This is a genomic window from Streptomyces yokosukanensis, assembly GCF_001514035.1.
GTDB lineage: Bacteria > Actinomycetota > Actinomycetes > Streptomycetales > Streptomycetaceae > Streptomyces > Streptomyces yokosukanensis.
In genome coordinates, this window is record NZ_KQ948209.1 from 216,440 (window position 1) to 237,116 (window position 20,677).

The following is a 20,677-nucleotide window of genomic DNA, read 5'->3' on the forward strand; positions in this document are numbered from 1 at the left end:
GCAGTCGTGGGATGTGAGGCCCACCACGTCCGGTGCGCCCCGCGGCAGCGCCGCGGCCGAACCTCCGGAGGCAGTGGCAGGCTTGGGGCATGCGTCGATCGTTCGCCGTCCTCGCCGGGGTGCTGCTCACCGGCGCCTGCGCGCTGCCCGCCTCCGCCGCCGACGGTGCCGGCGACCACGGCTTCACCCTCCAGGACCCGAGGATCACCGAGTCGAGCGGGCTCGCCGCCTCCCGTCTCCACCCCGGCGTCTACTGGACGCACAACGACAGCGGTGACGGACCGTACATCTACGCCGTCGACAGCCGGACCGGGAAGACCGTCGCCCGGATCACCCTGCGCGGCATCGGGTCCCCGCGCGATGTCGAGGCCATCTCCATCGGCCCGCACGACGAGATCTACCTCGGCGACATCGGCGACAACTTCGGCGGCAAGTGGCCGTACGTGTGGATCTACCGGCTGCCCGAGCCGAAGGAGCTGAAGGACCAGACGGTCACCGCCACGCAGTACGTCGTGAAGTACGCGAACGGGCCGCGCGACGCCGAGTCGCTGATCGTCCACCCGAAGACCGGGCGGGTCTACATCATCGACAAGAAGGAGGACGGCGGGCACCTGTACGAGGGCCCGGCCGCCCTCTCCACCTCCGGCGCGAACATCTTCAAGCCGATCGCCCCCGTCGACCTGTGGGCCACGGACGCGGCCTTCTCCCCCGACGGCCGGCACCTCGCCGTGCGCGGCTACCTCGGCGGCATCTACTACGACTGGAACGACGGCCGGATCAGCCGCAAGGGCCGTCTCGACGTGCCCCTGCAGGGCCAGGGCGAGGGCGTCAGCTACTCCGTCGACGGAACCAAGCTGCTGTACAGCAGCGAGGGCGCCGACAGCGAGGTCGTGGCGAAGGACGCACCCGACCCGCCCGCCTCCAAGTCCCCCTCCGCGAGCGGTGGTCCGAGCGACGGGACCGGTTCGACCGGCAGCAGCCTGAAGCTCGGCGCCGTCGTCGTCGCGGCGGGGGTGGCCGCGCTGTTCGGGGTGCGGCGGCTGCGGCGCCGGCGGTGAGCCGCCTTCACCGAGCGACAGGGCATGGGAGTTCGGGGCTCCGGCGATGCCCGGGAACAGGTCACCAGAGCGGCCAGGCGTCTGCCGTCGCGCTCGATGTCGCCCTGATGCTGCCGGGATCCGATCTGTGGATCTTCGAAGGGCGGCAGGTGCTCCTCAATCACCGCACAGGCGCCGGCGATTGGGCTGACGCGACCGTCGGGTCGCGCGCCGAGCCGAGCGTCGTGAAGCAGTGCTCGGACGCCTTCGAGGCCCTCTGGGCGCGGGGCATCCCGCACGAGACGTACGAGACATGGGCCCCCACCCCACCTCTCCGCGAGCGTGAACCGCGCCCACACGCACTTCACGTAGACGGCGCACGCAACGACGAGGGGCGCCCGGTGATCACCGGGCGCCCCTCACCGCCGAACTCGAAAAGTCAGAGCTTCTCGATCACGTAGTCGACGCACTTCGTCAGTGCCTCGACGTCCGCCGGGGCGATCGCCGGGAACATCGCGATGCGCAGCTGGTTGCGGCCGAGCTTGCGGTACGGCTCGGTGTCCACGATGCCGTTGGCGCGCAGCACCTTGGCGACGGCGGCGGCGTCGATCTCGTCCGCGAAGTCGATGGTGCCGATGACCTGGGAGCGCTTGGCCGGGTCGGTGACGAACGGGGTGGCGTACTTGCTCTCCTCGGCCCAGGTGTAGAGCCGGGTGGAGGAGTCCTTCGTGCGGGCCGTGGACCAGGCCAGCCCGCCCTGGCCGTTGAGCCACTTCAGCTGCTCGTTGAGCAGGAACAGGGTGGCGAGGGCCGGGGTGTTGTACGTCTGGTTCTTGCGGGAGTTGTCGATCGCCGTGGGGAGCGAGAAGAACTCCGGGACGTGGCGGCCGGAGGCGTGGACGCGCTCGGCGCGCTCGATCGCGGCGGGCGAGAAGACGCCGATCCACAGGCCGCCGTCGGAGGCGAAGGACTTCTGCGGGGCGAAGTAGTAGACGTCGGTCTCGGCGACGTCGACCGGGAGGCCGCCCGCGCCCGAGGTGGCGTCGACCAGGACGAGCGCGCCCTCGTCGGCGCCGGCCACCCGCTTGATCGGCATGGCCACACCGGTGGAGGTCTCGTTGTGCGTGAACGCGTAGACGTCGACGCCCGCCTCGGCCCGCGCCTCGGGGTGGGTGCCGGGGTCGGCGGCGATGACGGTGGGCTCGGCCAGCCACGGGGCGAGCTTGGCGGCCTTGGCGAACTTGGAGGAGAACTCGCCGAAGTTCAGGTGCTGGGACTTGTTCTCGATCAGACCGTGGGTGGCGATGTCCCAGAAGGCGGTGGAGCCGCCGTTGCCGAGGACCACCTCGTAGCCCTCGGGCAGCGAGAACAGCTCGGAGATGCCCTCACGGACCTCGCCGACCAGGTTCTTGACCGGCGCCTGGCGGTGGGAGGTGCCCAGCAGGGACGTACCGGTGGCGGCGAGGGCGTCCAGCGCCTCGGTGCGCACCTTGGAGGGGCCCGCGCCGAAACGACCGTCGGCGGGCTTGATGTCAGCAGGAATCTGGATGTCGGCCACGGAAGTGAGGTTAGCCGGTGGGGGAAACCGGGGCGAAGCCTCGTCCGTCGGATGAGACGGGGTTCGTGTCGCCGTGTCGCCGTCGCCGGGGGCGCTGTCCCCCGGCCCCGGGATCCCCGGCCGGCTGCCCGTCCGACGCGGTCGGCTGGTTTGCTGGACGTATGGCAGATCTTGCGGGCGAGCTTCGTAAGGTCGTCCGGGGCGACGTCGCCTTCGACGTCACCTCCCGGGCGCTGGTCACCATGGACGCGTCGAACTACCGGCGTGTCCCCGCGGGCGTCGTCGCCCCGGGAGACGCCGACGACGTGGCCGCCGTACTGGAGGTCTGCCGGGCGCGCGGTGTGCCGGTGGTGGCGCGCGGCGGCGGCACGTCGATCGCCGGGCAGGCGACCGGCGCCGGTGTGGTGCTGGACTTCACCCGGCACATGAACGGCCTGCTGGAGCTGGACCCGGGCACGCGCACGGCGGTCGTGCAGCCCGGCCTCGTCCTCGACCGCCTCCAGGAGGCCGCCGCCCCGCACGGTCTGCGCTTCGGCCCGGACCCCTCCACGCACAGCCGGTGCACGCTCGGCGGAATGATCGGCAACAACTCCTGCGGCTCGCACTCGGTGGCCTGGGGGACGACCGCGGACAGCGTGCGGGAACTGTCCGTCCTCACCGCGCGCGGACGGCGGCTGCGGCTCGGGCGGGGCTGGACGGACGCTCCCGAGGGGCTGCGCGAGCTGGTGGAGGGCGATCTGGCCCGGCTGCGCACGGGTTTCCCGGACCTGCCCCGCCGCATCTCCGGATACGCGCTGGACGCGCTGCTGCCCGAGAAGGGCACCGATGTCGCCCGCTCCTTCTGCGGCTCCGAGGGCACGCTCGGCATCCTCACCGAGGCGGTCGTGCAACTGGTCGAGGCCCCGCACGCGCGCGCCCTGGCGGTGCTGGGCTACGCCGACGAGAGCGCCGCCGCCGAGGCCGCCGCCGGTCTGCTGCCCTTCGGCCCGCTGACGGTGGAGGGGATGGCGGCCGACCTGGTGCGCTCTCCGGTCGGACTGCCCGAGGGCGGCGCCTGGCTGTTCGTGGAGACCGGCGGGGAGACGGCGGCCGAGGCACGCGCGCGTGCGCAGGAGATCGTCCGGGGCGCCGACGTGGTCGGCTCCCTGGTGGTGACGGACCCGGCCGCCCAGCGGACCCTGTGGCGCATCCGCGAGGACGCGAGCGGCACGGCGACGCGCATGCCCGACGGCAGTGAGGCCTGGCCCGGCTGGGAGGACTGCGCGGTGCCGCCCGCCCGGCTCGGCGCGTATCTGCGGGACTTCCGTGCGCTGCTGTCGGCCCATGGCCTGCGCGGCACGCCGTACGGCCATTTCGGCGACGGCTGCATCCACGTCCGTATCGACTTCGACCTGCTCACCGAGGCGGGCGTCGGCCGCTTCCGCCGCTTCTCCGAGGAACTGGCCGACCTGGTGGTGGCCCACGGCGGCTCGCTGTCCGGGGAGCACGGCGACGGGCAGGCCCGCGCGGAGCTGCTGTCACGCATGTACGGGGACGAGACGGTACGGCTCTTCGAGCGAGCCAAGGCGGTCTGGGACCCCGACGACCTGCTCAACCCCGGCATGCTGGTCCGTCCGGCCCCGCTGGACGCGAACCTCCGCTTCGCCGTCCTGCCCCGCCGCCCGGTGGACGTGGCCTTCGGCTACCCGTCCGACGACGGCGACTTCCGGGCCGCCGTCCGCCGCTGCGTGGGCGTCGCCAAGTGCCGTACGACCACGGCGGCCGGGCCCGCCGTGATGTGCCCCTCCTTCCGCGCGACCGGCGAGGAGGAGCACTCCACGCGCGGCCGGGCCCGGCTGCTGCACGAGATGCTCGCCGGTGAACTGGTCACCGACGGCTGGCGTTCCACGGAGGTCCGCGACGCCCTCGATCTGTGCCTGTCCTGCAAGGGCTGCCGCTCCGACTGTCCGGTCGGCGTCGACATGGCCACCTACAAGGCGGAGTTCCTGCACCACCACTACGCCGGCCGCCGCCGCCCCGCCGCGCACCTCAGCATGGGCCGACTGCCGCAGTGGCTGCGCTGGATCGCCCTCACGCACACCGCTCCACTGTTCAACGCCCTCGCGGCGGTGGGGCCGTTGGCCCGCGTCGGCAAACGCCTGGGCGGCATCGCGGCCGAGCGGGAGATCCCCCGGCTGGCGACACGGACGTTCACCGGTTGGTGGCGCGGGAGGAAGACGGTCCGGGGGGACGGGGGGACGGCGGGGGCGACGGGGATGGGGGCGGGCGGCTTGGAGTCGGGCGGCTCCGACTCGGGTGCAGGCGGCTCGGGGGCCGGGGGCCTGGTGGTGCTCTGGCCGGACACCTTCACCGAGCATCTGTCCCCGTCCGTCGGCCGGGCCGCCGTCCGGGTGCTGGAGGCCGCCGGGCTGCGTGTGGCCCTGCCGCCGACGCTGCTGGTGCGCGGGGGAGGGATCGCCGACGGCCGGACCCGCTCGGCCGCCGCGCTGCTCACCGCCCGCCGGGCCCGCGTCTGCTGCGGCCTCACCTACCTCTCCACCGGCCAACTCGACCGCGCCCGCGGGGTCCTGCGCCGCACCCTGGACCTGATGGAGCCGGTGCTGCGGGCCGAGGTCCCCGTCGTCGTGCTGGAACCGAGCTGCGCGGCCGCCCTGCGCACCGACCTGCCCGAGCTGTTGCACGACGATCCGCGCGCGGCGCGGCTGGCCGCGGCCGTCGTCACCTTCGCCGAGGCCGTGCAGCGGTACGCCCCGCACTGGACACCGCCCGCCGTGGACCGCCCGGTCGCCGGCCAGACGCACTGCCACCAGCACGCGGTGCTCGGCGACGGCCCCGACCGCCGGCTGCGCGAGGCCGCGGGCCTCACCGGCGAGCTGAGCGGCGGCTGCTGCGGACTCGCGGGCAACTTCGGCTTCGAGAAGGGCCACTTCGAGGTGTCCAGGGCCTGTGCGCAGGAACAGCTCCTGCCGTCGGTCCGGCAGGCGCCCGAGGAGGCGGTGATCCTGGCCGACGGCTTCTCCTGCCGTACCCAGCTGCAACAGCTGGCCGAAGTGCGGGGACGCCATCTGGCGGAGGTGCTGGCGGAGGCCCTGGACATTTCATAAGGCTCCTCTCAGCTTCATAAGAGAATTCTCAGCCCCGTGCCCGTCTCTCAGGAACCGCCAAGGTTTTCACAGCGGCCCTTTGCCAATTTTGCCGTTCAGGCTCCGTGGTGGCGTGTAAGTTCTTCGTCGTCGGGTTCCGGAAACGGAATTCGACATCCATGAGAACAGTGCGACATTAGGAGTCGGAATGAGCCTCAGGAAGCTCGCCCCGCTGCCCCCGAAGCCGAAGAAGCAGCTCCCGCCCCCGCCCCCGCCGAAGCCCAAGAAGAAGCACGGCCCGAAGCCGCTGCCCAAGCCGCTGCCCGGCCAGCACCGCTGAACCGGCTGAGCGAGCAGTGAAGTGAAAGGGGGCCGATGGTGCACCGTCGGCCCCCTTCTCCTTTCTTGGATTTTCCGCATCCGAAATCCGGGGCGAAATCCGGGGAGAAATCCGGGGCGAAAGTCGCGGATGTGTGCCGTGGATGCGTGCCGCAGATGCGTGATGGAAAGCGGAGGGGATGTGCATGGAATACGATGACGGCGAGGAACTGGAATACGAGTACGCCTCGACCCCGACCGTTCCGGCCCGTACCGCGTTCCGTCGTTTCTGGCCGCTGACCAGGGGGCTGCGCCGCTGGCTGCTGCTGGTCTGGCTGTGCACGGTGCTCGCCGCGCTCGCCGAGACCGAGGCCGTCCTGCTGTTCGGCGACCTCACCGACCATGCCCTGCAGAAGGGTTCACCGGCCGCGTTCTGGAGCCCGGCGGGCAAGTGGCTGGTGATCGCGGTGGTCGGCGCCGTCGTCGCCTACGCCGGCAACTCCCTCGCCGCCTGGGTGACCGAACGGTTCGTGATGCGGCTGCGCGAGCACGTCTTCGACCATGTCCAGCAGCTGCCCCCGCACTTCTTCCAGCGCCACCGCCAGGGCGATCTGCTCTCGCGGCTGACCGGCGACGTCGAGGCGATCGAGACGATGGTCGTGTCCGGCCTGGTCGGCGCCGCCTCGGCCGCCTTCTCCGCCCTCTTCTACGCGGTCGCCGCGTTCTGGCTGCGCTGGGACCTGGCCGCCGCCACCTTCGTCCTCGCGCCCCTGTTCTGGCTGGCCGCCCGCCGCTTCTCCGGCTCCATCAAGGACGTCTCGCGCGAGGGCCGGGTCGCCGACGGCGCGATCACCTCCGTGGTGGAGGAGTCCCTCGGCAACATCGTGCTCACCCAGGCGTACGACCGCAGGGACGCCGAACGCCGCCGGCTGCACGAGGAGGCCTCCGCCTGGTTCCGTGCCTCCGTCCGCTCCACCCGTCTGAACGAGGCGTACGAGCAGCTCGTCCAGGTCATCGAGACCGTGTGCGTGCTCGCCGTGATCGGCATCGGCGCCTGGGAGATCTCGACCGGCCGGATGACCCTCGGGCAGCTCCTCGCCTTCGCCGCCTTCCTCGGCTACCTCTATCCGCCGGTGCGCGGCCTCGCCCAGCTGGGCCTCACCGTCACCGCCGCCACGGCCGGTGCCGAGCGGCTCATCGAGATCCTGGACGTCCGCCCCTCGGTCTCCGACCCGCGCAGGGCCACGGAGGCCGGCCGCCCGGACGGCACCGTCGAGGTCCGCGGCGTCACCTTCCGCTACCCGGGCGCCGAGAAGGCCGCCCTCGAGGATCTCTCCTTCGCGGTCAGCCCCGGCGAGCTGGTGATCGTCACCGGCCCGAGCGGCGCCGGCAAGTCCACGGTGTCCAAGCTGCTGCTGCGCTTCTACGACCCGGACTTCGGAGACGTACTCCTGGACGGCGTACCCCTGCGGGACTTCCCGCTGGCCCGCCTGCGCGCGTATGTGACGCTCCTGCCGCAGGAGACGCTCGTCCTGCGCGACACGGTCCGCGCCAACATCGCCTGCGGCCGGCCCGGCGCCAGCGGCCAGGCGATCGAGGAGGCGGCACGGGCGGCCGACGCGCACGACTTCATCGTCCGCCTCCCCGACGGCTACGACACCCGGGTGGACCCCAACTCGGCCCGCCTCTCGGGCGGTCAGCTCCAGCGGCTGGCCATCGCCCGTGCCATCCTGCGCGACGCGCCCGTCCTGGTCCTGGACGAGCCGACGACCGGCCTGGACGCGATGGCCGCCCGCCGCGTGGTCAAACCGCTGCGCCGCCTGATGACCGGCCGTACGACGATCATGATCACCCACGATCTCAACCTCGCCCCCGACGCCGACCGCATTCTCGTCGTGGACCGGGGCCGGATCGTGGAGACCGGCCGCCACGACGAACTCCTCGCCCGGGGCGGCGCGTACGCCCGGCTGCACCGCTCGCAGAACAACGCGGTGACGGACACCGGCGAGCTGCGCATGCCGCTGTGGGGGGAGGCGCTGCCCCGGCCGGCCCATGAGCCGTACGGCACCGTGTCCGGGTACCTCCCCGACGGCCGTCCCCTGTTCCGTGGCGAGGAGGCCTGGCCGGGCGGGTGACCGTCGGAGGATTCCATCATCCGGGACAGTCCCTAAAAGGGTTCACGCTCCTGTCGAAGTCCATTACCCTGGACTTGGTAGTACATCGCGATGGACGTACTCGATCAAGCCCAGGACTGCCCGTGACCACCGCCTCCAGCGCTTCGAGCGCTTCCAGCACCTCCAGTGCCACGACACCGACCCCGGGCGCCCCGGGCGGGGCACCGCGCCGCTTCGGCTCCCTCGGCCCGGTGGGCCTGGTGCTGGCGGGCGGCATCTCGGTCCAGTTCGGCGGCGCGCTCGCGGTGACCCTGATGCCCCGGGCCGGCGCGCCGGGTGTCGTCGCCCTCCGCCTCCTCGCGGCGGCCGTGGTCCTGCTGCTGGTCTGCCGCCCCCGGCTGCGCGGCCACTCGCGCGCCGACTGGGGCACGGTGATCGCCTTCGGCATCGCGATGGCCGCGATGAACGGCCTCTTCTACGAGGCGCTCACCCGCATCCCGCTGGGCGCGGCGGTCACGCTGGAGGTCCTCGGCCCGCTCGCCCTGTCCGTGCTGGCCTCCCGCCGCGCGGTCAACGCGGTGTGGGCGGGGCTGGCCCTGCTCGGTGTCTTCCTGCTGGGCGGCGGAGGCTTCGGCAATCTCGACCCCATAGGTGTGGCATTCGCCCTGGGGGCCGGCGCCATGTGGGCGATCTACATAGTCTTCAGCGCCCGTACGGGCCGCCGCTTCCCGCAGGCGGACGGCCTGGCCCTGGCCATGGCGGTCGCTGCCCTGCTCTTCCTCCCCATCGGCGTCGCCGCGGCGGGCAGCCGCCTCCTGAACCCCACGACGGTCGCCCTCGGCTCGGCGGTGGCCCTGCTCTCCTCGGTCCTGCCCTACACCCTCGAACTCCTCGCCCTGCGCCGCCTGCCCGCCTCCACGTTCGCGATCCTGATGAGCCTCGAACCGGCGGTGGCGGCGACGGCCGGCTTCCTCGTCCTCGGCCAGTCCCTGTCGACGGCCGAGGCGGGAGCCATCGCCCTGGTCATCGCGGCGAGCATCGGCGCGGTCCGCACCCAGGTGGGCCGGGGCAGGGCCAAGGTGGAACCGGTGCCGGAGGCCTGAGCGCGCCCCGGTCCACGCGCGGCACCGGCCCCCTCCGGAGCCAGGCACGTGGAACACCGCCCTCACCGGGAGGGCGAACTGCGTGCGCGCCTTCGGGATGTCTGTGGAAACGTGGATCCCGTGGATCCCCTGACCGGCACTGGCACCGGCACCGGCAAGACCGCCCCTCGTCCGCTGAGGATCGCCGCTCGTGGCCGGGCGGTGCTCGCCGACCCCCGGATCAATCGCGGTACGGCGTTCACCGAGGCGCAGCGCCGCGAGCTGGACCTCGTCGGACTGGTCCCGCCGCGCGTGCTCAGCCAGGACGAGCAGGCCGAGCGCGCCTACGGGCAGTTCCGGGACCAGTCGGGCGACCTGGCCAAGAGCGTGTACCTGACCGCCCTGCACGACCGCAACGAGGTGCTGTTCTACCGGCTCGTCGGCGATCACCTCGAAGAGATGCTGCCCATCGTCTACACCCCTACCGTGGGCACGGCGATCCGCCGCTACAGCACCGAGTTCCGCCGCCCGCGCGGCATCTACCTCTCCGTGGACGCCCCCGAGGACATCGAGCGCTCCCTGCGCGCGAGCGGCCTCGGCGCGGGCGACGTCGACCTGATCGTGGCCACCGACGGCGAGGGCATCCTCGGCATCGGCGACTGGGGCGTGGGCGGCATCGACATCGCGGTCGGCAAGCTCGCCGTCTACACGGCCGCCGCCGGCATCGACCCGCGCCGCACCCTGCCGGTCATGCTCGACGTCGGCACCAACCGCGTGGAACTCCTCGACAACCCCCTCTACCTCGGCAATCGTCACCCCCGTGCCGACCGCGAGACGTACGACGCCTTCATCGACGCCTACGTGACCACCGCGACCGCGCTCTTCCCGGACGCCCTGCTGCACTGGGAGGACTTCGGCCCCGCCAACGCCCGCCGCATCCTCGACCGCTACCGCGACCGGGTGTGCACCTTCAACGACGACATCCAGGGCACGGGCGCGGTGAATCTCGCCGCCGTCCTGTCCGGCGCGCACGCCGCGGGCGTGCCCCTGCCCGAGCACCGGATCGTCGTGTTCGGCGCGGGCACGGCCGGTGTCGGCGTCGCCGACCAGCTCCGGGACGCCCTGGTCGCCGAGGGGCTGTCCCCGGCCGAGGCCACCGCGCGCTTCTGGTGCGTCGACCGCTACGGGCTGCTCACCAGCGACCAGGGGGACAGGCTCCGCGACTTCCAGCGGCCCTACGCCCGCCCCGCCGCCGAGGCCGACGGCTGGCGGCGCGACGACCGCCTGCCCGGCATCCCCCTCGACGAGGTGGTCCGGCGGGTCCGCCCGACCATCCTCATCGGTACTTCCGGTCAGGGCGGTGCCTTCACCGAGAGCATCGTCCGCGCGATGGCCGCGCACACCGCGCGCCCGATCATCCTGCCCATGTCCAACCCCACCGACCTCGCCGAGGCCACCCCCGCCGACCTCCTCGACTGGACGGACGGCGCGGCGCTGGTGGCCACCGGCAGCCCCTTCGCCCCGGTCGAGCGGGACGGGACGACGTACGAGATCGGACAGGCCAACAACGCCCTGGTCTTCCCCGGTCTCGGTCTCGGCGCGATCGTCGCACGCGCCGCCCGTGTCACCGACCGCATGCTCCGCGCGGCGGCGGACGCCGTGGCCCACCGGACCGCAGACCCGGACGCCGCCCGGCCGAACGCGCCGGTCCTGCCGCCGATCCGCGAGCTGCGCGGCACATCGGAGGCGGTCGCCGTGGCCGTGGTCCGCGCGGCGCTCGCGGACGGCGTCGCCCGAGCCGACCTCGCGGACACCCCGGGAGACGTCGAGGCGGCGGTGCGCGAGGCGCGCTGGGAGCCGGTGTATCCGGCGGTGGAAGCGGTGTGACGGACGGCGCGGGCGGCTCCCCGCCCGCGCCGGGCAGGGCGCCCGTCTTGTGTCGGCCAAATTCATGCAAGCGTGCTTGATTGTTTCTAGGTCCGCTGCCATGCTCCCCCCATGGCCGACCCGACGCCCGTCATCGACGACCTGCGTGCCGAGACCGAGGAACTCGACCTGCTCGTGGCCGAGTCGAGTCCGGAGCAATGGGCGCTGCCCACCCCGGCGCCCGGCTGGACCCTCGCCCACCAGATCGCGCACCTCGCCTGGACCGACCGCTCGGCGCTGCTCGCCGTCACCGACGAGGCCGCCTTCCGGGCCCTGGTCGAGAAGGCGCTCGCCGCCCCCGACTCGTTCGTGGACGAGGGCGCGGAGGACGGCGCCCGGCTCGCCCCCGCCGAGCTGCTGCGGACCTGGCGCTCCGGACGCCAGGCCCTCGAACAGGCACTGCGCGCCGCACCGCCCGGCGCCCGATTCCCCTGGTACGGCCCGCCCATGTCCGCCGCCTCCATGGCAACTGCCCGACTCATGGAGACCTGGGCCCATGGCCTGGACATCGCCGATGCGCTGAGTGTGGTCCGCACACCCACCGACCGGCTGGGGCATGTGGTCCGACTGGGCGTCCGCACCCGGGACTTCGCCTACACCGTCCATGGGAGCACACCACCCGCCGACGCGTTCCGCGTGGAACTCACCTCGCCCACGGGCGAGTTGTGGACGTACGGCCCCGAGGGCGCGGCGCAGCGTGTCACCGGTCCCGCCCTCGACTTCTGCCTGCTCGTCACCCAGCGCGCCCACCGCGCCGACCTCGCCCTGATCGCCACCGGCCCGGACGCCGACCACTGGCTGGACATCGCGCAGGCCTTCGCGGGCCCGCCCGGTACCGGCCGCTCACCCCAGGGGTCCGAGCGGTGAGGGCCCTGCGCATCGGCAACTTCTCCGGCTTCTACGGCGATCGCGCGAGCGCCCTGCGCGAGATGCTCACCGGCGGCGAACTCGACGTCCTCACCGGCGACTACCTCGCCGAACTCACCATGCTGATCCTCGCCCGCGAGCGGTTGAAGAACCCCGGCGCCGGATACGCCCGCACCTTCCCGCGCCAGCTGGAGGACTGCCTCGGCCTCGCCCACGAGCGCGGGGTGAAGATCGTCACCAACGCCGGGGGCCTGAATCCGGGCGGACTCGCCGCCGCCGTACGGGAGCTGGCCGGCCGGCTGGGCATCCCCGTCCGGGTCGCGCACGTCGAGGGCGACGACCTCGCCGCCGAGCACCCCACGGTCCTCGCCGCCAACGCCTACCTCGGCGGCTTCGGCATCGCCGAGTGCCTGCGCGCCGGCGCGGACGTCGTCGTCACCGGGCGTGTGACCGACGCGGCCCTCGTCACCGGGCCGGCCGCCGCCCACTTCGGCTGGCGGCCCGGGGAGTACGACCGGCTCGCCGGCGCCGTCGTCGCCGGACACGTGCTGGAGTGCGGCACGCAGGCCACCGGCGGGAACTACGCGTTCTTCCGGGAGGGCGACGTGCACCGGCCCGGCTTCCCGCTCGCCGAGATCCACGCCGACGGCAGCAGCGTCATCACCAAGCACCCCGGCACCGGCGGCCTGGTCGACATCGGCACGGTCACCGCGCAGCTGCTGTACGAGACCGGCGGCGGCCGGTACGCCGGGCCCGATGTCACCGCCCGGCTGGACACCGTACGGCTGAGCCAGGACGGGCCGGACCGGGTGCGGATCGAGGGGGTGCGGGGCGAGGCGCCGCCGCCGACGCTGAAGGTCGGCCAAAACCGGCTCGGCGGCTTCCGCAACGAGGTCGCCTTCGTCCTCACCGGACTCGACATCGAGGCCAAGGCCGACCTCGTGCGGCGCCAGCTCGCCGACGCGCTCGCCAAGACGCCGCCCGCCGAGGTCCGTTGGGAGCTGGTCCGCACCGACCGGCCGGACGCCGACACCGAGGAGACCGCGAGCGCCCTGCTGCGGCTGGTCGTGCGCGACGCGGACGAACGGGTCGTCGGACGGGCGCTGACCGGGGCCGCCGTGGAGCTGGCGCTGGCCAGCTACCCCGGCTTCCATGTGCTGTCCCCACCCGGAAAGGGCGCCCCCTATGGGGTCTTCGAGGATGTGTACGTCCCCCATGGTGCCGTAGACCATAGGGCGGTCCTCCATGACGGACGCCGGGTCCCCGTGGCACCGCCACAGGACACCCGGCCCCTGGACGCCGTACCGGAACCGGCCCTTCCCGACCCGCTGCCCTCCGGGCCGACCCGGCGCGCGCCGCTCGGGCTGATCGCCGGGGCCCGCAGCGGGGACAAGGGCGGGAACGCCAATGTCGGCGTCTGGGCCCGTACCGGCGACGCCTGGCGGTGGCTCGCCCACGAGCTGACCGCCGAGAGGTTCCGCGAACTGATCCCCGAGAGCCGGGACCTGCCCGTCACCCGGCACCTGCTGCCGAACCTCCGCGCGGTCAACTTCGTCGTCGAGGGCATCCTCGGCGCCGGCGTCGCCGCACAGGCCCGCTTCGACCCGCAGGCCAAGGCCCTCGGCGAATGGCTGCGCTCCCGCCGTCTGGACATCCCGGAGGCTCTGCTGTGACCACCCTGACCTCGGCCCTGGACCCGGGCGGACCCGCCCACCGCGCCCACCGCGCCCACCGCGAGAGCATGCTCGCCAAGCTCGCCGAACTCGACGCCGAGCACGCCAAGGCGCTCGCGGGCGGCGGCGAGAAGTACGTCCAACGGCACCGCGAGCGCGGCAAGTTGCTCGCGCGTGAGCGCATCGAGCTGCTCCTCGACCCCGACACGCCGTTCCTGGAGCTGTCGCCGCTCGCCGCCTGGGGCAGCGACCACACGGTCGGCGCCTCGCTCGTCACCGGCATCGGCGTGGTCGAGGGCGTGGAGTGCCTGATCACCGCCAACGACCCGACCGTGCGCGGCGGCGCGAGCAACCCGTGGAGTCTGAAGAAGGCCCTGCGTGCCAACGACATCGCGCTCGCCAACCGGCTGCCCTGCATCAGCCTGGTCGAGTCCGGCGGCGCCGACCTGCCCTCGCAGAAGGAGATCTTCATCCCGGGCGGCGCCATCTTCCGCGACCTCACCCGGCTGTCCGCGGCCGGCATCCCGACCGTCGCGGTCGTCTTCGGCAACTCCACCGCGGGCGGCGCCTACATCCCCGGCATGTCCGACCACGTGATCATGGTCAAGGAGCGCGCGAAGGTGTTCCTCGGCGGGCCGCCGCTGGTGAAGATGGCCACCGGCGAGGAGAGCGACGACGAGTCCCTGGGCGGCGCCGAGATGCACGCGCGCGTGTCGGGCCTCGCCGACTACTTCGCCGTCGACGAGCCGGACGCGCTGCGCCAGGCCCGCCGGGTGGTCGCCCGCCTGGGCCACCGCAAGGCGTACCCGGACCCGGGCTCCGCCGAGCCGCCCGCGTACGACCCGGAGGAGCTGCTGGGCATCGTCCCCGGCGATCTGAAGACCCCCTTCGACCCGCGCGAGGTCATCGCCCGGATCGTGGACGCCTCCGACTTCGACGAGTTCAAGCCGCTGTACGGGACCAGCCTGGTGACCGGCTGGGCCGCCCTGCACGGCTATCCGGTCGGCATCCTGGCCAACGCCCAGGGCGTCCTGTTCAGCGCCGAGTCGCAGAAGGCCGCCCAGTTCGTCCAGCTCGCCAACCAGCGGGACATCCCGCTGCTGTTCCTGCACAACACCACCGGCTACATGGTCGGCAAGGAGTACGAGCAGGGCGGGATCATCAAGCACGGCTCGATGATGATCAACGCGGTCAGCAACAGCCGGGTCCCGCATCTGTCGGTGCTGATGGGCGCGTCGTACGGCGCCGGCCACTACGGGATGTGCGGGCGGGCGTACGATCCGCGCTTCCTGTTCGCCTGGCCCAGCGCCAAGTCCGCCGTCATGGGCCCGCAGCAGCTCGCCGGCGTGCTGTCCATCGTCGCCCGCCAGTCGGCCGCGGCGAAGGGGCGGCCGTACGACGAGGACGCGGACGCGGCCCTGCGCGCCATGGTGGAGCAGCAGATCGAGTCCGAGTCGCTGCCCATGTTCCTGTCCGGGCGGCTGTACGACGACGGCGTCATCGACCCGCGCGACACCCGCACCGTTCTCGGCCTGTGCCTGTCCGCGATCCACACCGCCCCCTACGAGGGCGCCCGCGGCGGCTTCGGCGTCTTCCGGATGTGAGGTCCATGATCCAGACCCTGTTGGTCGCCAATCGCGGCGAGATCGCCTGCCGGATCTTCCGCACCTGTGGTGAGTTGGGAATCCGGACGGTCGCCGTGCACTCGGACGCCGACGCGGACGCGCTCCACGCGCGCGTGGCCGACACGGCGGTACGGCTGCCGGGCGCGGCGCCCGCCGAGACGTATCTGCGCGGCGACCTGATCGTGAAGGCGGCCCTCGCCGCCGGCGCGGACGCCGTGCACCCCGGTTACGGCTTCCTCTCCGAGAACCCCGGTTTCGCCCGCGCCGTCCTCGACGCCGGCCTGACCTGGATCGGCCCGCCCCCGGAGGCCATCGAGGCGATGGCGTCCAAGACGCGGGCGAAGGATCTGATGGGGATCGCGTCCCTGGCCGAGTCCGAGGTCACCGAGGCCGACCTTCCGGTCCTGGTGAAGGCGGCCGCGGGCGGCGGAGGGCGCGGGATGCGGATCGTGCGCCGTCTGGAGGAGCTGAGCGCCGCACTGGAGGGCGCGCGCGCCGAGGCCGCGAGCGCCTTCGGTGACGGCGAGGTCTTCGTGGAGCCGTATCTGGAGCACGGCCGCCATGTCGAGGTGCAGATCCTCGCCGACACCCACGGCACCGTCTGGCCGCTCGGCACCCGCGACTGCTCGCTCCAGCGCCGCCACCAGAAGGTCGTCGAGGAGGCCCCGGCGCCCGGCCTCGGCGGGGGGCTCGCGGACGAGCTGTACACGCTGGCCGTACACGCCGCACGCGCCGTCTCCTACGTCGGCGCCGGCACCGTCGAGTTCCTGGTCGCCGACGGCCGGGCGCACTTCCTGGAGATGAACACCCGCCTCCAGGTCGAACACCCCGTCACGGAGGCCGTGTTCGCCGTCGACCTGGTCGCCGAGCAGATCCGTGTCGCCGAGGGCCACGCCCTGGAGAAGGACCCGCCACGCGCGCGTGGCCACGCGATCGAGGCCCGCCTGTACGCCGAGGACCCCGCCCGCGACTGGGCCCCGCAGACCGGCACCCTGCACCACCTCGCCGTACCGGCCGGCGTCCGCCTGGACACCGGCTACACCGACGGCGACACCATCGGCGTCCACTACGACCCGATGCTCGCCAAGGTCGTCGCCCACGCACCCACGCGCGCGGAGGCGATCCGCGCGCTGGCGGGCGCCCTGGAGCGGGCCGAACTGCACGGCCCGGTCACCAACCGGGAGCTGCTCGTGCGCTCGCTGCGCCACGAGGAGTTCACGAGCGGCCGCATGGACACCGGCTTCTACGACCGCCATCTGCCCGCCCTGACGGCCCCGGCCCCCGACCCGTACGCCCCCCTCGCCGCGGCCCTGGCCGACGCCCACGGCCGCTCCCGCTTCGGCGGCTGGCGCAACCTGCCCTCGCAGCCGCAGGTCAAGCGGTACGCGATGGCGGGGGAGGAGCACGAGGTCCGCTACACGCACACGCGTGCCGGCCTCGCGGCGGACGGCGTGTGCGTCGTGCACGCGGGCGCGCGCCTGGTCGTCCTCGAAGTGGACGGTGTGCGGCGCCGGTTCGAGGTCTCCGCGTACGGCGACCAGGTCCATGTCAACGCCATCCGTCTCACCGCCCTGCCCCGCTTCCCCGACCCCACCGCCCAGTCGGCCCCGGGCTCCCTGCTGGCCCCGATGCCGGGCACTGTCGTGCGCATCGCCGAGGACCTGGCCGAAGGGGCAGCCGTCGAGGCGGGCCGGCCGCTGATCTGGCTGGAGGCGATGAAGATGCAGCACCAGATCTCGGCGCCGGTCGCGGGCACGCTCAGCGCCCTCCCGGTCTCCGTGGGACAGCAAGTGGAGATGGGGACGCTCCTGGCCGTCGTCGAGGGCGACCGCCCCTAGGGGCGCGGGGAACTGCGCGAGCAACCACACACCAGCCGCACTCGGAGGACTCGCATGACCACCCACATCGAATCCGAAGAACACAAAGCCCTGCGAGCCGCAGTATCGGCCCTCGGCAGGCGCTACGGCCGCGACTACCTCGTCCGGGCCGTCGCCGAGGGCAGACCCCCCGCCGAACTCTGGTCCGAGGCAGGCAAACTCGGCTACCTCGGCGTCAACCTGCCGGAGGAGCACGGCGGCGGAGGCGGCGGAATCACCGAACTCTCCATCGTCCTCGAAGAGCTGGGCGCGGCGGGCTCGCCCCTGCTCATGCTCGTGGTCTCACCCGCCATCTGCGGCACGGTCATCGCCCGCTTCGGCACCGAGGAGCAGAAGCGGCAGTGGCTCCCCGGCATCGCCGACGGCAGCCGCCTCATGGCCTTCGGCATCACCGAACCCGACGCCGGCTCCAACTCCCACCGCATCACCACCAGCGCCCGTCGCGACGGCACCGACTGGCTGCTCACCGGCCGCAAGGTCTTCATCTCCGGTGTCGACATCGCCGACGCCGTCCTGATCGTCGGCCGCACCGAGGACGCCCGCACCGGACGCCTCAAGCCCTGCCTGTTCATCGTCCCGACGGACGCCGAGGGCTTCCACAAGCGCCCCATCGACATGGAGCTCAACGCCGCGGAGAAGCAGTTCGAGCTGGTCCTGGACGACGTACGGCTGCCCGCCGGCGCGCTTGTCGGCGAGGGAGAGGACGCGGGGCTGCTCCAGCTGTTCGCAGGCCTCAACCCCGAACGCATCATGACCGCGGCCTTCGCCATCGGGATGGGCCGCTACGCGCTCGCCAAGGCCGTCGAGTACGCCCGCGACCGCACCGTCTGGAAGACCCCGATCGGCGCCCACCAGGCCGTCGCGCACCCCCTCGCGCAGGCGCACATCGACCTGGAGCTGGCCCGGCTGATGATGCAGAAGGCGGCTCATCTCTACGACGCCGGCGACGACATCGGCGCGGGCGAGGCCGCCAACATGGCGAAGTACGCGGCCGGGGAGGCCTGTGTGAAGGCCGTCGACCAGGCCGTGCACACCCTCGGCGGCAACGGGCTCACGCGCGAGTTCGGGCTCGCCTCGCTGATAACGGCCGCGCGCGTGGCTCGTATCGCGCCGGTGAGCCGGGAGATGATCCTCAACTACGTCTCCCACCAGACTCTGGGCCTGCCCAAGTCGTACTAGCGACCGCACTGGAGGAACCGTGTTCCGCAGCGAGTACGCAGACGTCCCGCCCGTAGAACTGCCCATCCACGAGGCCGTCCTGGGCCATGCCGCCGGTTTCGGCGACCGCCCGGCCCTGATCGACGGCACGGACGGCACCACGCTCACGTACGAGCAGGTGGACCGGTTCCACCGGCGCGTCGCCGCCGGTCTCGCCGCCGCGGGCGTCCGCAAGGGCGACGTCCTCGCCCTGCACAGCCCCAACACGATCGCCTTCCCGACCGCGTTCTACGCGGCCACGCGCGCGGGTGCCTCCGTCACCACGGTGCACCCGCTCGCCACGCCCGAGGAGTTCGCCAAACAGCTGCGCGACAGCGGCACCCGCTGGATCGTCACCGTCTCGCCCCTGCTGGAGACGGCCCGCCGCGCCGCCGAACTCGCGGGCGGGGTGCGGGAGATGTTCGTCTGCGACGGCGCGCCCGGACACCGGTCGCTCATCGACATGCTCGCCACCACCGCCCCCGAGCCGCAGCCCGCCCTCGACCCGGTCGAGGACATCGCCGTGCTGCCGTACTCGTCCGGTACCACCGGTGTCCCCAAGGGCGTGATGCTCACCCACCGGCAGATCGCCACCAACCTCGCCCAGCTGGAACCCGCCGCCGCCATGGCACCGGGCGACCGCATCCTGGCCGTCCTGCCGTTCTTCCACATCTACGGCCTCACCGCCCTGATGAACGCGCCGCTGCGCAAGGGCGCCACGGTCGTCGTCCTGCCCCGCTTCGACCTGGAGACCTTCCTCGCGGCCATCGAGAACCACCGCATCACCGGCCTGTACGTCGCCCCGCCGATCGTCCTCGCCCTCGCCAAGCATCCGGTGGTCAGCGAGTACGACCTGTCCTCGCTGAAGTACGTCATCAGCGCCGCCGCCCCGCTGGACGCCCAGCTGGCCCGCGCCTGCGCACAGCGCCTCGGCCTGCCCCCGATAGGCCAGGCCTACGGCATGACGGAGCTGTCACCGGGCACCCACGTCGTCCCGCTGGACCGGCTGCACGCCGCACCCGCCGGCACGGTCGGCAAGCTCATCGCCGGCACCGAGATGCGGATCGTGTCCCTGGACGACCCCGCCAAGGACCTCGCCGCCGGCGAGTCCGGCGAGATCCTGATCCGCGGCCCCCAGGTGATGAAGGGCTACCTCGGCCGCCCCGACGCCACCACCGCCATGATCGACGCCGACGGCTGGCTGCACACCGGGGACGTCGGACACGTAGACGCCGACGGCTGGCTGTTCGTCGTGGACCGGGTGAAGGAACTCATCAAGTACAAGGGCTTCCAGGTGGCCCCCGCCGAACTGGAGGCGCTGCTGCTCACCCACCCCGGCATCGCCGACGCCGCCGTCATCGGCACCTACGACGACGACGGCAACGAGGTCCCGCACGCCTTCGTCGTCCGCCACCCCCAGGCCGCCGAGGACCTCACCGAGAACGAAGTCCTCCTCCACGTCGCCGAACGCGTCGCCCCCTACAAGCGCGTCCGCCGGATCACCTTCGTCGACACCGTCCCGCGCGCGGCCTCCGGCAAGATCCTCCGCCGCGAACTGCGCGACCTCAGGGAGCACCCGTGAGCACACTGATCGGCCGCACGCGCGCGCGTGCCGTCGAAACCCTCAGCCTCGACGCGACCGACACCCGCAACGCGCTCTCGGCGGCCCTCGTCGCCGAACTCGCGAGCGCCCTGGCCGACTGCGCCGAGGACCAGGACGTACGGGCCGTCGTCCTCACCCACACCGGCGGCACCTTCAGCGCGGGCGCCGACCTGCGCGACCCCCCGCCCCCGGACGCCCTGGTCGGCCTGCTCCGGCAGATCGTCGAGCTGCCCACACCGGTGGTCGCCCGGGTCACCGGCCACGTCCGCGCGGGCGGCCTCGGCCTCCTCGCCGCCTGCGACATCGCGGCCGCCTCCACCACCGCCACCTTCGCCTTCACCGAGGTCCGCATCGGCGTCGCCCCGGCCGTGATCTCCCTGCCGGTGATCCCGCGCACCGACCCCCGCGCCCTCGCCCGCCACTACCTCACCGGTGAACGCTTCGACCCGGCGGAAGCCGTACGCCTCGGACTGCTCACGACGACGGCCGACGACGTGGACGAGGCACTCGCCCCGATCCTCGACGGACTGCGCCGCTGCGCCCCACAGGCCCTCGCCGAGACGAAACGGCTGCTCACGGCTAGGGTGCTGGAGACATTCGACCGGGACGCGGCGGACCTGACCGCCCTCTCGGCCCGGCTGTTCGCCTCCGACCACGCCCGGGAGGGGATGACGGCCTTCCTGGAGAGACGGGACGCGGCATGGGTGGTGTGACCGG

15 protein-coding genes are annotated in these 20,677 nt (G+C 72.8%); 14 read left to right on the plus strand and 1 reads right to left on the minus strand.

The annotated features are described in order from the left end of the window. Positions 1–89: 89 nt before the first annotated feature. Both AQI95_RS10875 and AQI95_RS50110 read left to right on the plus strand, forming a co-directional pair. Complete coding sequence (locus tag AQI95_RS10875; RefSeq protein ID WP_067120845.1) at positions 90–1,058, plus strand: hypothetical protein; 969 nt, start codon at positions 90–92, stop codon at positions 1,056–1,058. 107 nt (positions 1,059–1,165) lie between these two features. Beyond that, the gene (locus AQI95_RS50110) at positions 1,166–1,498 is read left to right on the plus strand and encodes a DUF6879 family protein (protein ID WP_067120847.1); all 333 of its coding nucleotides are present in this window, start codon (positions 1,166–1,168) and stop codon (positions 1,496–1,498) included. On the opposite strand, the gene serC is transcribed toward AQI95_RS50110, so the two are convergent. Further along, the gene (serC, locus tag AQI95_RS10885) at positions 1,477–2,595 is read right to left on the minus strand and encodes a phosphoserine transaminase (RefSeq protein ID WP_067120849.1); all 1,119 of its coding nucleotides are present in this window, start codon (positions 2,593–2,595) and stop codon (positions 1,477–1,479) included. The genes AQI95_RS50110 and serC overlap by 22 nt on opposite strands. A 161-nt stretch (positions 2,596–2,756) precedes the next feature. On the opposite strand from serC, the gene AQI95_RS10890 reads away from it, so the two are divergent. The 12 genes from AQI95_RS10890 to AQI95_RS10940 all read left to right on the plus strand — a co-directional run bounded on the left by AQI95_RS10890 (position 2,757) and on the right by AQI95_RS10940 (position 20,673). Continuing rightward, positions 2,757–5,699: an FAD-binding and (Fe-S)-binding domain-containing protein gene (locus AQI95_RS10890; protein ID WP_067120851.1), complete on the plus strand. Its 2,943-nt coding sequence runs from the start codon at positions 2,757–2,759 to the stop codon at positions 5,697–5,699. A gap of 187 nt (positions 5,700–5,886) precedes the next feature. Further along, on the plus strand, positions 5,887–6,018 hold the full coding sequence (locus tag AQI95_RS49810) for a hypothetical protein (protein WP_279617001.1): 132 nt from the start codon (positions 5,887–5,889) through the stop codon (positions 6,016–6,018). A gap of 184 nt (positions 6,019–6,202) precedes the next feature. Beyond that, positions 6,203–8,131, plus strand: a complete 1,929-nt coding sequence (locus tag AQI95_RS10895; protein ID WP_067121537.1) for an ABC transporter ATP-binding protein — start codon at positions 6,203–6,205, stop codon at positions 8,129–8,131. A gap of 122 nt (positions 8,132–8,253) precedes the next feature. Then, positions 8,254–9,213, plus strand: coding sequence for an EamA family transporter (locus AQI95_RS10900; protein WP_067120853.1), 960 nt, complete (start codon positions 8,254–8,256; stop codon positions 9,211–9,213). Between the two features lie 129 nt (positions 9,214–9,342). Further along, positions 9,343–11,079: an NAD-dependent malic enzyme gene (locus AQI95_RS10905; RefSeq protein WP_067121539.1), complete on the plus strand. Its 1,737-nt coding sequence runs from the start codon at positions 9,343–9,345 to the stop codon at positions 11,077–11,079. Positions 11,080–11,190: 111 nt separating this feature from the next. Further along, positions 11,191–11,985 (plus strand): TIGR03084 family metal-binding protein, encoded by a 795-nt coding sequence (locus tag AQI95_RS10910; RefSeq protein WP_067120855.1) that lies wholly within the window; start codon positions 11,191–11,193, stop codon positions 11,983–11,985. Further along, positions 11,982–13,658, plus strand: a complete 1,677-nt coding sequence (locus AQI95_RS10915) for an acyclic terpene utilization AtuA family protein (RefSeq protein ID WP_067120857.1) — start codon at positions 11,982–11,984, stop codon at positions 13,656–13,658. Before AQI95_RS10910 ends, AQI95_RS10915 begins: the two co-directional genes overlap by 4 nt. Further along, positions 13,655–15,262, plus strand: a complete 1,608-nt coding sequence (locus AQI95_RS10920; RefSeq protein ID WP_067120859.1) for an acyl-CoA carboxylase subunit beta — start codon at positions 13,655–13,657, stop codon at positions 15,260–15,262. The genes AQI95_RS10915 and AQI95_RS10920 overlap by 4 nt, the downstream gene beginning before the upstream one ends. Positions 15,263–15,267: 5 nt before the next feature. Continuing rightward, positions 15,268–17,121, plus strand: a complete 1,854-nt coding sequence (locus AQI95_RS10925; protein WP_067120861.1) for an acetyl/propionyl/methylcrotonyl-CoA carboxylase subunit alpha — start codon at positions 15,268–15,270, stop codon at positions 17,119–17,121. A 54-nt stretch (positions 17,122–17,175) separates the two neighbouring features. Next, on the plus strand, positions 17,176–18,339 hold the full coding sequence (locus tag AQI95_RS10930) for an acyl-CoA dehydrogenase family protein (RefSeq protein ID WP_067120863.1): 1,164 nt from the start codon (positions 17,176–17,178) through the stop codon (positions 18,337–18,339). A 19-nt stretch (positions 18,340–18,358) separates the two neighbouring features. Then, positions 18,359–19,939 carry a 4-coumarate--CoA ligase family protein gene (locus tag AQI95_RS10935; protein WP_067120865.1) on the plus strand — a complete coding sequence of 527 codons (1,581 nt, stop codon included), beginning with the start codon at positions 18,359–18,361 and terminating at the stop codon, positions 19,937–19,939. After that, positions 19,936–20,673, plus strand: a complete 738-nt coding sequence (locus AQI95_RS10940; protein WP_067120867.1) for an enoyl-CoA hydratase family protein — start codon at positions 19,936–19,938, stop codon at positions 20,671–20,673. The genes AQI95_RS10935 and AQI95_RS10940 overlap by 4 nt, the downstream gene beginning before the upstream one ends. Positions 20,674–20,677 lie beyond the last annotated feature (4 nt).

Excerpts from the sequence above, each read along its gene's own strand:
- AQI95_RS10875 (WP_067120845.1), top strand. The coding sequence starts at position 90 with ATGCGTCGATCGTTCGCCGTCCTCGCCGGGGTGCTGCTCACCGGCGCC.
- AQI95_RS50110 (WP_067120847.1), top strand. The coding sequence starts at position 1,166 with ATGCTGCCGGGATCCGATCTGTGGATCTTCGAAGGGCGGCAGGTGCTC.
- AQI95_RS10890 (WP_067120851.1), top strand. The coding sequence starts at position 2,757 with ATGGCAGATCTTGCGGGCGAGCTTCGTAAGGTCGTCCGGGGCGACGTC.
- AQI95_RS49810 (WP_279617001.1), top strand. The coding sequence starts at position 5,887 with ATGAGCCTCAGGAAGCTCGCCCCGCTGCCCCCGAAGCCGAAGAAGCAG.
- AQI95_RS10895 (WP_067121537.1), top strand. The coding sequence starts at position 6,203 with ATGGAATACGATGACGGCGAGGAACTGGAATACGAGTACGCCTCGACC.
- AQI95_RS10910 (WP_067120855.1), top strand. The coding sequence starts at position 11,191 with ATGGCCGACCCGACGCCCGTCATCGACGACCTGCGTGCCGAGACCGAG.
- AQI95_RS10925 (WP_067120861.1), top strand. The coding sequence starts at position 15,268 with ATGATCCAGACCCTGTTGGTCGCCAATCGCGGCGAGATCGCCTGCCGG.
- AQI95_RS10930 (WP_067120863.1), top strand. The coding sequence starts at position 17,176 with ATGACCACCCACATCGAATCCGAAGAACACAAAGCCCTGCGAGCCGCA.